The sequence below is a fragment of the beta proteobacterium MWH-UniP1 genome, assembly GCA_036362785.1.
Classification (GTDB): Bacteria; Pseudomonadota; Gammaproteobacteria; order Burkholderiales; family Burkholderiaceae_A; genus Lacustribacter.
Window position 1 is genome coordinate 1,105,001 of the sequence record CP143625.1, and the last position, 16,758, is coordinate 1,121,758.

A 16,758-nucleotide genomic window follows, 5' to 3' on the forward strand; every position below is an offset into this window, starting at 1 on the left:
CCGCCTGATTAACGGCAGATCTCGACGTTATTGAGCGCAAATACTTGGTCGCTACAATCGAGCGGCTTATTCTCACTCGAATCCGCCTTTTGCCTGTCAGTTTCCGAAAGGATGCCCCCATCAACGGCGCTAACGCGGACCATTGTACCGCTAGCGTCTTCCAGTTTACCGATCTCCACGCTGGCCGACACGGTCTCTAGACCCTGTTCCAGCCGCTCGACTTCCCGGCGGCGAACAAAGCGGTCTTTTTGCTGGTGCAGGTCCCCGGCATCGGCCGTTGGGATCAGGTCCACATCGAATTCAATGCCTAGCTGGCCCAGGAGCGCGGCTAGATTAGAACCTGCCCCAAGGCCACGGAAGGAGCGCTGGAACACTGTTTTTCCTATATTTATGTTGCCATTGTTGGGTGCGTTCAACCCCCAGACCATCTCAATGCTGCCGTCTTTGCTGCGCAGGATTGGCGCGGTGCCATTGAAATTAAGCTTCTGGCCTGCATAGATCTGGTCTCCAATGGTGGATACCGAGCCATCAATGTCAATCTGCCCAATAAACGCCTTGCGGGAAGCATCTGAATAGGCGCGGCCTGCAGCATCGGTGGTGGGAGCGATATCGGCCACGCTGCTCTGGTCCTCGTCCCACTGCACACCTACCCGTGCATCAAAGCCGGCCAGCGCAAGTGTCTTACCGATATCTTGGGTTTGGATTACAGGAACCTGCCCATTGCCTGCGTTCAGAGAGATCGCGCGCAAAATCAGGGTGTGCTGGCCTTCCACGGTGTCATTGATGGCACCCAAGAACGTGATGGAGGGATCAAGCGAAGCCAATAGCCGTGTCGTGCCGTTAGTCCCATTATTGCCAATGCTCACCGGCCCAACATAGCGCTGCGTTTCAAAGCTGGTGATGTCGGCATTAAGGCGAATGCTGCCCGCATTAATGTCAACTGCGTAGGGGTTCACGCCCGTTGTGCCGCTATACGAATTCCAGGCAATCGTCTGATAGTTCGGCTGGGATCGGTCCACCAGCGACACACCGATCTGATCATTCACGGTTACGGTGCCGTTGGCGGCGCTCACCACTAGCGAGCGCTTTGCCGCCTTGGAACCTGCTCCTGCGCTTACCGTGCCATTAAACGTAATGTTGCCTTGTGCAGATGAAAAGTTCGCTATGGCTGCAGCCGCTGGGTCGGAAGCATTGGCTTCAGCTACGGGCGTACCGGAGCTCAAGAAAGTCAACGCCCCGTTGTAGATCTGATTGCCCGTGGTCTTCACGGCAGAAAGCACGGTTGCTGTACCGTTAATGGTGAGCGATGGAAGCTCCAACCCCTTGGTGATGTTTAAGCGGCCGCCAGCGGATGTGACACGGGGGCTTACGCCCAGGGCGTTCGCGTTACCAATCACCACCTCCCCTACCCCAATGTCCAAACTGCCGGCAAAGCCCGTATTGGTGCCTGACACCGTGAGCGTTCCCAGCCCGGCTTGCGCAAAGACACCCGAGCCTGTGAGCAGATTGGCTAATGTGAAGTTCGTACTTGGCGTAAGCGTTACCGTGCCGGCGTTATTGATCACCGCCTGAGTTGCGCCGAAGCGATCACTGTCATAAACCGTGGACACTCCCTGGGGAATCACGATACGGCCCACGTTGTTGCCATCGGGAATCGCGCCGCCTGCCCAATTTTGAGCGCTTGACCAATCGCCACCATCGGTGCCCTCATAACTGACTTCCGCACGCTGAGTGATTGTTCCGATATTGTCCGTCAATTTTGGCTCTGGCAAAGCGTAGTTTTTTGAGTCATCACCGACTTTAGTACCGCGCAACGCCATGCTTAGCGTAACTTGCTTACCCACGCCCACATGTCGGTCATTAAAATAGCCAACACCCTGAACTGTCACTTGGTCGTTTGCCAACACTCCCGCAGTTTTCGGATCGAAATTTAAGTTTGCCCCGACAATACTTGCGTTGCCGTCATACTCTTTTTCAAATGATGTAATACCAAGATATTTTGGGTTGTCGTTAGTGACGTTGTTCAAAATTTTCGGTGTTACCTGAAGCGCACCCACCAACACCATCTTCTCGAAATTGGGTTTAACGGATGCGCTCTTCACAGCCACATCTGACGCATCAAGGTTGTAGCCCCCCACAATCACATGACCGGCGCGGCTTAGCGTTGTGCCAACCGGAGCCACCTTGAAACTGGCCACACTACCCGCACCGTCATCAATCGTGTACACCCCAGCACTAAGCGTTGGCGCAATGGGGCTGATCAACGTGTTATCGGACTTCAGGTACTGACCCGTTACGGTATAGGAAGGCGCCGCTGAATACTCAGCAGTGGCTTGGGCCACGCGCACAAGAAGCGTGTCGGCCGGCACAATGGTGTAGCTGCCATTTACCGGGGTGATGGCGTAGTTGGTTGCACCAAAGCCTGTCGGCACTAAGACTCCCGAATAAGTCTTGGCAGCAGTATCGCTTTTATCGGGTCTGGTGACCGTACCGATTGTAAATTTTTGGTTCGAAACCAAGTTGGCAGCCGTTTCTCCGGCAACAAAACCGGTATAGACGACCCCTGCGTAGTTGGGTCTTGAATCCGCCTTTGTGACGAAGTCTGCATCATCCACGGCGCGAACCGTAAGCGGGGCTGGGGTAATGGTGCCCGTGCTTGGTGCGTAGCCAACGTTGTAATTTAAGCCAGCGTTTCCGTCGTCAATATTGACATTACTCAGCGTGACCGAAATCCCGGTGGTATTGGCATCTTTACTTGCAAATAAAATGTCCGCAGCGCTCACGGTGTCACTGCCCATCAGTTTGCCGGAAAGAGCCTTCAGATCGGCGTCTTTTGTCTCATAGACATCACTTCCGTCGTAAACTTTGCTGACAGACGGTGCCGAGAGTGTGACGCTTTTGCGCGTGACCGACACGGTGGTGTCTTCCACCGTGAGAGCGAAATAGTTCGAAAGCTCGGCCCCAGCCCTGCCACTTAGGACCAGGCCCGCCACGCTACTCAGCTTTTCATTGGTTTGTACGTTACGGCTTGACAGTAAGCCAAAGCCGCTTGCAGTAAAGACTTCATTGTTAACCCCCGCAACCGTCAACTCTGAACCTGCAAAGCTTGTGCTGCCGTCGTAGACTTTTGTGCCGGTTGCGCTAAGCGTGGCTGGGGTGATGGCGGCCGCCACCGTTTTGCTGGTGGCATCCAGTACGTAGTCTGTGGCCTGTGAGCTATTGGTACCCGTGATGCTGCCGATAGCCAAGCCCGACACCGTGATCTGGTTGGCACCAGCCACCGTGGCACTGTTGTAAGCGGCCCCGGTGTTGGTCAGCACCGCCGCCGTGTCATCGGTAATCAAGCCGCTAAAGGTATAGGTCGGTGTAAACCCACCCGGCGCAGTGGTTGTACCGTCATAGACCTTGGTCACCCCAGTGTTACTCACCGTGGGAGTGAGTGTCTTAGCCGTAATTGTTACCGGCGCGTTGGTCGCATTGAGTGTGGGCAGCTGGTAGTTGCCTGCCAAGCCACCGTTACTGCCGTCGGCAAGCGTGATCGCAGCAATAAAGTTATCGGCCGTGGTGGTGTTACCGTCGGCACCCGCAACGTGTTTGCTGTTGGCAGAGGCGTTGGTATACGTTAGCGTCTCACTGCCCACCCCTGTGCCAATCGTCACCTGGCTACCCGTAAGTGATGTAGAGCCGTCGTAAACCTTTGTGGCAGTTAACGTGACTGTTCGGGGGCGTATCGTCAAATCACCGGGCACATATGAGATTTGGTAGTTGCTCGCGTTAAACCCACCGGTGCCCGTGGCACCCGCAATTTGAATCTCGTTTGCATAGGCCCCCACCCCTCGGGTGGTCGAGGCGTCATATCCGTTTGCTGAACTAAGCGTAGCAGCCGTGGCTGACTCCCCAGTTGCAAAGCTGCCCGACGTTAGCCTGAAGGCTGACGTGCCCAAGACCAAGCCATCGCCATAGGTCTTGCTCTGGTTAGTGGCCGTAAGGGTGATCGGGCGCTGGTTTACTGTGAGCGCGCCATCAGCGGCGGTGAAGCTGTAGTTAGCTGCAGCCAGATTGCCCGTGCTGCCCGTAATCGTGTAGCTGCCAACATTAGACGTGGCTGTAGCGGCACTGCTGCCCGTTGCTGAACCGGTCACATTGGCAGAGGTGGCGTTCTCACCATTAACATAGCCCGTGATCGTCTGGCTAAAGGTGGGGTTCGCATCCCCGTACACCCTGCTCTTGTTATCGGCTGTTACGGTCAGACTAGCCCGGCTAATGGTAGCCGCCACCGTTTTGCTGGTGGCATCCAGTACGTAGTCTGTGGCCTGTGAGCTATTGGTGCCCGTGATGCTGCCGATAGCCAAGCCCGACACCGTGATCTGGTTGGCACCAGCCACCGTGGCACTGTTGTAAGCGGCCCCGGTGTTGGTCAGCACCGCCGCCGTGTCATCGGTAATCAAGCCGCTAAAGGTATAGGTCGGTGTAAACCCACCCGGCGCAGTGGTCGTACCGTCATAGACCTTAGTCACACCGGTGTTGCTAATCGTGGGCGTGAGTGTCTTGGCCGTAATCGTCACCGGTGCGTTCGCAACGCTTAAGGTGGGCAGCTGATAGTTCGATTCAAGACCACCACTTCCATCCGTAGCATCGACCAGGGTGATCGCGTCGATGTACTTCCCGGCCGTAGCCACATGCTTACTCGATGAGGTTGCCCCAGTGTAGGTCAGCTTCTCAGAGCCCACCAAGTTGCCAATCGTCACCTGGTTACCGGTCAGGCTAGTCGATCCATCGTAGGTCTTTTCAGCAGACAAAGTAACGGTACGGCGGGTGATCGTGAAGGCATTGTTATCGGCTGCAAAGGTGATGTCGTAGTTGGCAGCCTTGGATCCACTACCTAAGGCAATGTCGTAACTACCTACGTTACTTCCGGCCTGGCGGCTAAGCGTACCGGTAATATCAGCCAGCGTGTCGTTGACCGTATTGCCGTTTGCCGTTGTGGCAATCCCCACCCCTGCCCCAGTGGCAGACGCTGTTACTGATAGAGCTGCATCAGCATCGCCATAAATCTTGGTTGCTGCGTTGGCGGTCAGCGTGATCGGTCGACGCGTTACCGTCAGGCTATCGGCTACATACGTAATAGCATAGTTACTGTTGTTGCTATTGGTTAATGTGCCCTGGCCTATTGCATAGTTGCCTACGTTTTCACCAGCCGAGCGGGCCAACGCGCCGGTTAAGGTTTCACCATTGGCCAAGCCACGGCTCGTGCCAACCCCGTCAGCCGCAACGCTATAGGTCAAAGACGGGTCAGTCTCACCATAAACCTTGGTTTTGGCGACTGCTGTGACCGTGACCGGGCGGGCATTAATGGTTTACCCGGCGTATAAGTAATGCTGTAGTTGCTCGCGTTAAACCCACCGGTGCCAGTAGCGCCCGCAATTTGGATCTCGTTTGCATAGGTGCCCACCCCTTGCGTGGTGGAAGCGGCATAGCCATTCGCTGCGCTCAGCGTGGCACTAGTTGCCAACTCGCCCGTTGCATAGCTGCCCGACGTTAGACTGAAGGCAGTCGTGCCTAAGACCAAGCCATCGCCATAGGTCTTGCTCTGGTTGCTTGCCTTTAGGGTAATTGGGCGGGCAGTAACGCTCAGGTTATCGCCAACATAGGTAATCGCGTAGTTGCTGTTGTTGCTATTGGTTAATGTGCCCTGGCCTATTGCATAGTTGCCTACGTTTTCACCAGCCGAGCGGGATAATGCACCGGTTAAGGTTTCACCATTGGCCAAGCCACGGCTCGTGCCAACCCCATCGGCTGAAACGCTGTAGGTTAACGACGGATCCGTCTCACCATAAACCTTGGTTTTGGCGACTGCTGTGACCGTGACCGGGCGGGCATTAATGGTCAGGTTACCCGGCGTATAAGTAATGCTGTAGTTGCTCGCGTTAAACCCACCGGTGCCAGTAGCGCCCGCAATTTGGATCTCGTTTGCATAGGTGCCCACCCCTTGCGTGGTGGAAGCGGCATAGCCATTGGCTGCGCTCAGCGTGGCACTGGTTGCCAACTCGCCCGTTGCATAGCTGCCCGACGTTAGACTGAAGGCTGACGTACCAAGGACTAACGCATCACCATACGTCTTGCTCTGGTTGCTGGCGGTCAAGGTAATTGGGCGGGCAGTAACGCTCAGGTTATCGGCCACATACGTGATGGCGTAGTTACTATTAGCCACCGTACCCTGACCGATCGCGTAGCTACCAACATTCTCTCCTGCCGCACGGGCAAGGCTTCCGGTGAAGGTGTCACCATTCACAAGACCACGGCTCGTGCCAGCAGCCTCGAGTGTGTAGGTCAGCAACGGATCCGTTTCACCATAAACCTTGGTTTTGGCGACTGCTGTGACAGTGATCGGGCGGGCAGTAACGCTCAGGTTATCGCCAACATAGGTAATCGCGTAGTTGCTGTTGTTGCTATTGGTTAATGTGCCCTGGCCTATTGCATAGTTGCCTACGTTTTCACCAGCCGAGCGGGCCAACGCGCCGGTTAAGGTTTCACCATTGGCCAAGCCACGACTCGTGCCAACCCCATCGGCTGCAACGCTGTAGGTTAACGACGGATCCGTCTCACCATAGATCTTGGTTTTGGCGGCTGCCGTGACTGTAATCGGGCGCTGGTTTACTGTGAGCGCGCCATCAGCGGCGGTGAAGCTGTAGTTAGCTGCAGCCAGATTGCCCGTGCTGCCCGTAATCGTGTAGCTGCCAACATTAGACGTGGCTGTAGCGGCACTGCTGCCCGTTGCTGAACCGGTCACATTGGCAGAGGTGGCGTTCTCACCATTAACATAGCCCGTGATCGTCTGGCTAAAGGTGGGGTTCGCATCCCCGTACACCCTGCTCTTGTTATCGGCTGTTACGGTCAGACTAGCCCGGCTAATGGTAGCCGCCACCGTTTTGCTGGTGGCATCCAGTACGTAGTCTGTGGCCTGTGAGCTATTGGTACCCGTGATGCTGCCGATAGCCAAGCCCGACACCGTGATCTGGTTGGCACCAGCCACCGTGGCACTGTTGTAAGCGGCCCCGGTGTTGGTCAGCACCGCCGCCGTGTCATCGGTAATCAAGCCGCTAAAGGTATAGGTCGGTGTAAACCCTGTTGGTGCTGCCGTGGTGCCATCATAGACCTTGGTCACCCCAGTGTTACTCACCGTGGGCGTGAGTGTCTTGGCCGTAATCGTCACCGGTGCGTTGGTCGCATTGAGTGTGGGCAGCTGGTAGTTGCCTGCCAAGCCACCGTTACTGCCGTTGGCAAGCGTGATCGCAGCAATAAAGTTATCGGCCGTGGTGGTGTTACCGTCGGCACCCGCAACGTGTTTGCTGTTAGCAGAGGCGTTGGTATACGTTAGCGTCTCACTGCCCACCCCTGTGCCAATCGTCACCTGGCTACCCGTAAGTGATGTAGAGCCGTCGTAAGTCTTCGTGGCTGACAAAGTCACCGTACGCGGGGTGATCGTCAGGGCATTGCCAACATAGGTAATGGCGTAGTTACTGTTGTTGCTATTGATTAATGTGCCCTGGCCTATTGCATAGTTGCCTACGTTTTCACCAGCCGAGCGGGCCAACGCGCCGGTTAAGGTTTCACTATTGGCCAAGCCACGGCTCGTGCCAACCCCGTCAGCCGCAACGCTATAGGTCAAAGACGGGTCAGTCTCACCATAAACCTTGGTTTTGGCGACTGCTGTGACCGTGACCGGGCGGGCATTGATGGTCAGGCTACCCGGCGTATACGTAATGCTGTAGTTGCTAGCGTTAAATCCACCGGTGCCAGTCGCGCCCGCAATTTGGATTTCGTTTGCATAGGTGCCAACCCCTTGCGTGGTGGAAGCGGCATATCCATTGGCTGCGCTCAGCGTAGCACTGGTTGCCAACTCGCCCGTTGCAAAGCTGCCCGACGTAAGACTGAAGGCTGACGTACCAAGGACTAACGCATCACCATAGGTCTTGCTCTGGTTGCTTGCCTTTAGGGTAATTGGGCGGGCGGTAACGCTCAGGTTATCGGCCACATACGAAATGGCGTAGTTACTGTTGTTGCTATTGATTAATGTGCCCTGACCAATTGCATAGGAACCGACGTTTTCGCCAGCCGAGCGAGCTAATGCACCGGTTAAGGTTTCACTATTGGCCAAGCCACGGCTCGTGCCAACCCCGTCAGCCGCAACGTTGTAGGTCAAAGACGGGTCAGTCTCACCATAAACCTTGGTTTTGGCGACTGCTGTGACCGTGACCGGGCGGGCATTGATAGTCAAGCTACCCGGCGTATACGTAATGCTGTAGTTGCTCGCGTTAAACCCACCGGTGCCAGTAGCGCCCGCAATTTGGATCTCGTTTGCATAGGTGCCCACCCCTTGCGTGGTGGAAGCGGCATAGCCATTGGCTGCGCTCAGCGTGGCACTGGTTGCCAACTCGCCCGTTGCAAAGCTGCCCGACGTTAGACTGAAAGCTGACGTACCAAGCACTAACGCATCACCATAGGTCTTACTCTGGTTGCTTGCGGTTAGTGTGATTGCACGTTGCCCAATGCTAAGGGTGCCATCAGCGGTGCTGAAGCTGTAGTTGGCTGCAGCCAGGTTACCCGTGCTACCGGTGATCGTGTAGCTGCCAACATCAGAAGTTGATGTAGCGACGGTACTGCCCGTTGCAGAGCCCGTGACCCCAGCGGAAGTTTTATTCTCGCCATTGACATAGCCCGTAATCGTCTGGCTAAAAATCGGGTTTGCATCCCCGTATACCCTGCTCTTGTTATCTGCTGTTACGGTGAGTGTGGCCCGGCTGATCGTAGCGGCTACCGTTTTGCTGGTGGCATCCAGTACGTAGTCTGTGGCCTGTGAGCTATTGGTGCCCGTGATGCTGCCGATAGCCAAGCCCGACACCGTGATCTGGTTGGCACCAGCCACCGTGGCACTGTTGTAAGCGGCCCCGGTGTTGGTCAGCACCGCCGCCGTGTCATCGGTAATCAAGCCGCTAAAGGTATAGGTCGGTGTAAACCCATCAGGTGCGGCGGTTGTACCGTCATAGACCTTGGTCACACCGGTGTTGCTAATCGTGGGCGTGAGTGTCTTGGCCGTAATCGTCACCGGTGCGTTAGCAACGTTTAAGGTGGGCAGCTGATAGTTCGATTCCAGACCACCACTTCCATCCGTAGCATCGCCCAGGGTGATCGCGTCGATGTACTTTCCGGCCGCAGCCACGTGCTTACTCGATGACGTCGCCCCCGTGTAGGTCAGCTTCTCAGAGCCCACCAAGTTGCCAATCGTCACCTGGCTACCCGTCAGGCTGTTCGATCCGTCATAGGTCTTAACTGCCGACAGCGAAACGACACGCTTGGTAATGTTGGCCATAACACTAGGCTGATCCGTAACCGTGTAGTTGCCAAGATCTGCGCCACCGTAGCTAAAGTTTGTTAGCGAAACGGTTTTGTTCTCGCCCGCGTTCTTGTTGTCAAATTTACCCGAACCTGCAGTAATAGTCAGCAGGTCGCCGGCAATTGAGTTGCCAAAGCTTAAGTTTGCGTAGCTTAGCGTCGCGCTATCTGATCCATCATAGGGCTTGTCAGCGGCAGACACACCACTAACTGAGACCGCCCGTTTGCCAACGGTGAGTGTGCCGGGGGTATAGCTCAGACTGTAGCCAAGCTTGTCTACTGCACTCGCAACGCCTATTGAGTGCGTTCCGTAATTGAAGTTCCCGGATGTCGATGTGCCGGCAACACCTGCGGTGACAGACAGGGTGCTGTCGCCTATCATGTTCTCTGCCTTGTCACCATTTTGCAGCGTGCTGACCGTGGACGTAAGAGTGGGCAGGCTATCTCCGTACGTCATGCTCTTGCCAGCAACCGTAATTGTTGCTGTGGGCTGCTCGCGATACAGCGCGTTAACCTGATTAGTAGCGAGCGCAGTTGAGTAACCCGCCGTAACCGTGCCCGAAGAGTTAATGCTGGTGTTGTAACGGAAGTTCCCGCTAGCCGACCCAATAAGCGCGGTAAGCCCAGTGCTGTCGCTAATGCTGCCGGTGTACAGACCAATCGTTCCGCCGGTTCCAGCGGAAAGCACAGGGCTACCGTTCACAATGATATTGCCAGATGCTGGTGTACCTGTGCCACCACGTGCTGCGCTTGTTCCCGCTGCTACACGAATAGCAGTCGACGTGGTGCTGGTGGTGTTGATGTTTTCTGCGATCGTCAGATTACCGCTGAGTGTCTGAATAAACACATCACCAGACGAGTAAATACCCGTTGGGTTGACCGTGCCAATTGTTAAACCACCACTGGCATCAGCAAACGACAGCGCACCAATACGGGCGGTACTGCTTCCAGCCGCAATCGTGGCGACATTGTTCGAACTGTTGGTCAGGGTGAAGCTACCCGAACCCTGAAGCCCAAGACCAGAGGCAGTAATTGCCGCTGTCTGCGTTACCGAACCTGTGGCATGCAGATTAAGATTACCTGTCGTTGACGTTAGGGCGGCATTAACTGCAATATCACCGCCATACACAGTAACCGACCCGGCAATTAATATTGCAGATGCAATAGTTACTTTCTTGTCAGATGTGCCATTTGCACTAGTGGCTTTACCGATGGTAAGCCCACCGAGAGTAGCCCCAAAGACCCACCCGCTGTTTGAGAAGTCACTCGTAAAGTCTCCATCTGTCGGCTCTATGCGCAGTGTGCCAGCACCGGAAAAACCCGAAGTATTGGATGCGGGGGCATTGTTAGATAAAACCAAAACGCCAGCGTTTATAGATGTAGCACCGCTGTAGGTCTGGTTAGCCGTCAAAGTAAATGTCCCGCTGCCTTCCTTGGTCAGCGCACCGATGCCACTGATAACGTTTGCGATAGAAACACTATCCGACCGGTTAAATATCAAGGTTCCATTGTTTGTTACAGCACCTTTACCGAGAGTACCGGTACTGCCACCGTTACCGATTTGCAGGGCACCTGCAGAAATTGTTGTTGTGCCACCATAAGCATTGGTTTTCGTAAGGGTGATTTTTCCGCTACCGCGCTGCTCAAGGCTTCCTCCCTCAGTGCCGTTGATGGTATTGGCGATCACGAGATCATCGCTACGATTGAATACAAGCTTTGACGAAACCGTCTTGTCGAACGGCGAAAGCCTTACACTTCCAGACCCCAGAGTGCCCGCGGTTTTTCCGTCACCAACAATCAACTCACCTTTATAAACATCTGTAAGTCCTGCATAGCTGTTGTTGCCAGTTAGAGTTAATGAGCCTGAGCCGTACTTTGTGAACCCACCGCTTCCGCTGATGTTATTGGCAATCGTTATGTTGTCAGCACGATTGACCTGAAGTAAGCCATTGTTAATCACATCACCAATGCCGAGCGTACCAGCCTTATAATCAGACGAATTAGTTCCTAGGTGTAACTCACCTGCGACGATCACTGTACCGCCGCTGTAAGTATTGTTTTCACCGAAGTAAAGCCTGCCAGCACCGACTTTCGTAAGCGCGTACCCTCCGCCGATCGCTCTATTAATCTCTATATGCCCTGCGCCGCCGATATAGGTATTGCTTCCAAGAGTGACTAAACCATCTACCTTATAGCCGTTACCAACATAGGCCGTATTACTATTGGTCAATGCCCCGACACCTCCACCCTGACCGCCCGTGCCGTATCCATATAGAGTTATGGATACATTCTGACTCCCCGTGTTGTAGTTGTTTAAATCCAATGATGCTGTACTGGTATCCGATGTGCCAACCGTAACGGCCGAGACGCCGAGCGCTGACCCACTTCCGAGCTTTAGCGTACCCGCTTTTACTTGGGTCTTCCCGTAATGACCAGGACTGTTCCCACTTAAGATCAGGGTTCCGCTTCCCTCTTTGACTAGTGACCCCTTCTCACCACTCGCAACCGAAGAAATAACATTCGAGACCGTAAACTCATCTAATCGGTTAAATACAAGCGACGCACCATCTGCAATAGAAACCGAGCCCGCACCGAGTGCCCCCGATGTTCCGCCATCACCTACTTGCAATGCGCCAGCGTTAACATAAGTTGCGCCCGCGTTAGTACTTGCGCCAGTGAGTAACCAAGTACCGGCGTCGACCTTGGTGACTGTGCCGGTGCCCGTGCCAATAATGCTTGCGATAGACCCGCCTTGCGAGCCGCCCAGCGTTAGGCCAAACCCTGAGCCGGTGATGGTTCCAACGTTTGTCAGATTGATGGCGCCAGTACCACCAACGATTGAGCTTGTAGCGCTCAGGGTTAGAAGACCTGCATAAGATGCAGGCGTAGCACTGCTATTAATTAACGCACCACCGCTATTAACACCCGTACCTCTGATTGTTAGCGGGTTAGTGTTAGCGACAGTCTGTCCGTTTAGATCTAAAACCGCTCCATTATTCACGGTTACCGCGCCAGCTGCACCACCTAGTGCCGTGGCTGAACCGAGTTTCAATGTTCCAGCGCTGACGGTTGTTCCACCGGTGTAGGTGTTAGTACCCGAGACCAATAAAGTTCCGGTGCCAGATTTGATCAGCCCACCCGCCAAACCAACAATGTTCCCGCTTAGGGTGATCGCTTGATCGGTATTGACAGTTAAAAGGTGGGAGCCATTTGTAATTCCCCCGCTGAACGTCACTCCCCCTGTGTTTGTGCTTTCAATTGTTGCAGCAGCAGAGAGGGCAATAGCGTTTGTCAGGTCGAAGGCGCTAGAACCGGTTGCCACTAAACCACCACCGTTAAACGTTATCGATCCCGTGCCAAGTGTGCCGGCATCAGCCACCGAAACCTTACCTGCACTAATAGTAGTTCCACCCGAGTATGTATTGCCCAGATTACTCAAACCAAGGGAACCGGCACCGGCTTTAACGACCGAGGCGTTCGTACCGCTAATAAGACCACTGTAAGTTGAATTGCCGGACTGAGTGACCGTAAAACTACGGCCATTTGCCAAGGTGATACCGCCACTACCAGTCAACCCAGAGGTAAAGATGGAAATATCTCCCGTGGAGGTATTTGTTGTGGTGATCGCCGCGCTTAGCTCAACATTCCCACCATAAATATTCACTAATCCATTTACGGTCTGGGAAGATCCCAGCGTGATATTCGCCGTGTTCGTTGACTTACCAATCTTCAAGCCACTCAATGTGCTGCCAAAATTTAGATTGCTGAGCGGCCAGGTCAAGGCGGCAGCAAAACTATTACTGACCGACTCTACCGTCAGCGTTCCGGTGGTGTTGACTTTGGTTTTGTAGCTGCCATTTGCCTCAAATGTGAGTTTGTCCGCCTGGATCTTAATATTCGAGGAACTAGACGTAAATGAACCCAACAAGGGTGTGGTGCCGTCAGAACCCAAAAAGATGTCAGCCGAAACGCTGGGTTTTAAGTAAAACCCGTTATAAATGCCTGTCGACCCGGCTGCTTGCTTATCCGTTAAGGTGATTGCACCCGATGCAGATAAGACTTTGACGCTATGACCGTCTACTACGACACCCCTTGCATTAGTCGAGACTTTGCCACCCGTTCCAGTAATCGAAATTGCGCCGGTCTCTGTTCGAACTAAAGTGCCCCCACCGAGATTGACACCATACACAGATGCTGTGCTTGTTGTGTTCGCCGCATCACCTGTAATGCTGATGTTACCCACGCCGCTAGTCTTGAGATCTGTACCAAACAGCCAAAGTGCAAAATCGTTTGTACCCGTACCTGGATCACCGCTACTACCGAAGGCACCACTTAATGTAATGTTTCCACCACCGGCATCAATAACCGCCCGGCTACCAGAAAGTGCCCCAACTTTTATTGCGTTATCTACGCCTGTAGTGAATGCACCTCCAGCAGCAGAATATTCGATATTTCCGCCGCTGGTAGTTACGCTCACACCAGCGGCTTGGGTAATCTTTTGCCCGACGATGGAAATGCTGGTTCCGCTACTTGCTGTACTTGTTAGATTGGCGCTGAGACTAGCGTTTCCGCCGTAAATACTGATTGGGCCAGCGATGCTGATCGCATTCTCAATTATGATTTCGCTAGAGTTACCGCTTTTCCCGATGGTCACACTACCCAAGCCCGAATCAAAACTCCAGCCGCTATTTGTGAACGTACTGGAAAAGCTGGCTGACGACGGCTCAATGACTAAACGCCCTGTCCCAGTAAATGTCTTGCTGCTGGGATTGGGTGCGTCGTTTCTTAGCACGAGCGCCCCATCGTTGATCGTGGTGGTTCCGGTATAGGTATTGTTAGCCGTCAGCGCAAAGGTGCCCGTGCCTGCTTTGGTCAAGGTCGTGCCCGAACCGGAAATAGTCCCAGACAGTGAACTGCTGCCATTACTCGTTGTAACGCTTAATGCGGAAATACCAGAAATAGATTTCGACCCTGTAATTTGCCCCGAGGTGGTCGTGAGCGATAGGGATCTCCCTCCGTTGGTATATCCAGTTGAAGATGTATAGGTCTCTCTGACACGATGGAGCTCAAGGCTCTCATCATTGATGTCTTGATTTGTATTGGTCCAGGTAGTGAGCGTTCCGTTATGCTGTGCCAAAAAAGTGACATCGACATAGACATCATTCCAGCTAGAGCGCCCAAGGGCACTTGGTCCTGTTATCTGATACTGGGTGCCGTAGTTCGCGACTATGTTTGATAACTCGTTGCCTCCGCCGCCGTGCGTTCGGTGGGCAGTAAAGTAGTAGTACCAAGAAGCCCCGTCAACGACAACCAATTCTCCCCGTTCATTATCCCAGCTGTCCCAAAAATATAGCCGTGTGGAGTATTCGCGTCCCGAAACAACATTGATGCCGTACGTCTTCGAGCCGTTGGTGTGCGCCCCACCCCAACCGCTAAGGAGAAAACTCGTATGGATATCATGAAATGTAGTCGTGTATCCCAAAGAACCGGTACCCAAGGTTAAAGCCCCCGAGCCGGTGTTGAGCGCAACCGAACCATTACCTGATTGCCTCAAAAGCTGAATATTCGAGCTGCCGAAATCAAGACTGCCGCCACCAGTGGTGACAGATTGGGTGCCACTGGTTTTTTGGAGATGTACTGTCCCAGTGTTGAAAGTAATTGCACCCCCCTTCGTCGTTATGTCCCCGTTCAGAAGAACTCGATCGCCGCTCGCGTTAAACGTTAGACCTAACGAACCGGATCCATCTGCTGTGATGTTCCCTTTAATCCAAATATCCTTGTCAGCGGTCAGCGTGAGCGTTCGGGCATTACTACCCGTGTAACTAAAGTTGTCGAAAAATACAATATGACCAGCTATCGAGGTTCCCGCTAAGACTCCGTCTGATCCACCACCACTTGAACTTGCGGTTGAGATCGTGACGTTATTGCTCAACAAGCTACTATTAAGCGTGGACAGCTCACTAGAACCCAGAAAAAAGTTGTAGGGATCTAGTAGCCAGTTACCTGCGGTGCCGTCGGCGGCAAGGGTGCTCACTGATATACCGTCGTAGTGAAGTTGACGCCCAGACGTCTCAATCTGCCCCCCATCACCACCGTTCACGCCACCCTTGGCGAAGATGGATCCATGTGCTGCAGTAATGGAATTCGGGTTGCGCACATCAGACCACAACACCACCGTGCCGCCACTGCCGGTATCAAGGGCCGATGCATCGATGGTGGCGCCCTCGGCCATGGCGACAGTTGTGGCTTGGTGCATGTCACCTTTACCCTGCCACCCACCGCCCACGAGTACTTCACCACCACCGGTAGCACCCTTGGCTTCAATCTTTGATGTCGCCGTTAAGGTGATGTCATCACCTTCCAGCAGAATTCTTCCGCCACGTTCGGTAATGCTGGATGCAATCAGTTCACCGGATTGCTTCACCACACCACCCAGAATTTCACTCTGGGCGCGGGAAGACAGAATGATTAATCCGCCGGGTGCATGCACCGCGTGTTTGTTTTCCACCAGCGTTTTAATGGTGGCGGGCTCAACGCGAATGCCAGCCAGGCTTTTATCGTTAATGTTGAGCTCAAACGCTTCGCCAGCCGCCAAAGCAACTGTGCCCATCTGCGCCACGATCACGCCTTCGTTTCTGACTTCTGGCGCAAGTAGCGCAATGTAGCCATTTAACGCGGCTTTGATCTGGCCTTCGTTCACCACACTGCCGGTGGCGCCATCACGGGTGAAGCGCAATTTGCCCGCCATGAAGTCTTCGTTGCCAATACTGTGAGTGGTGGCCACCAAGCCGCCCACATCCACGCTCGCCGTTCTGCCAAACAAAATGCCGCTGGGGTTGGTGAGAAACAGCTGACCATTACTGGTCAGTCTTCCAAAGATCTGCGTGGGGTTACCGCTGGTCACGCGGCTTAGTGTTGCACTACTGGCGCTGGGCACCACGTAGTTCACCTGGGCATTGGCGCCAATGTCATGCCCACTCCAATTAATCACTGCACGGTTGGTGCTTTGATTAATCGTCATCACCGGTGCATTTACAGCACCACCAGAATTAATACTGGCCTGGCCCGCCACCACCTGACCATTGGTGGGCAGTTGGTTTACATCAGGCGCAGCATGTGCAATAAACGGTAAGAACGACAGCAGTCCAGAGGCCGCCATCAGCCGCGCAAAGACTTTTAAGTTTGGCGGCGCATTAATCTGTTGTTGCGCATCTTCGCTATCAACAACAACACTGCGCGACACCAGCCGAACCGAAGACTTCTCCTTGCCGTGGGCGCGCACGGTCTCGGCCACCACGACAATGCAATGGTGGACCCTGCTCCAGATGCAGCGGAAAGATCGGTTCATACCCCAACATGATAAAA

General features: G+C 54.1%; 2 protein-coding genes. Both read right to left on the bottom strand.

What is annotated here, in order from left to right:
• Positions 1 to 8: 8 nt before the first annotated feature.
• Positions 9 to 5,285, bottom strand: a complete 5,277-nt coding sequence (locus AOB54_05415) for an MBG domain-containing protein (GenBank protein ID WVN40956.1) — start codon at positions 5,283 to 5,285, stop codon at positions 9 to 11.
• A complete protein-coding gene (locus AOB54_05420; protein WVN40957.1) occupies positions 5,282 to 16,741 on the bottom strand; it encodes an MBG domain-containing protein in 11,460 nt (3,819 codons plus the stop codon). Before AOB54_05420 ends, AOB54_05415 begins: the two co-directional genes overlap by 4 nt.
• Positions 16,742 to 16,758 lie beyond the last annotated feature (17 nt).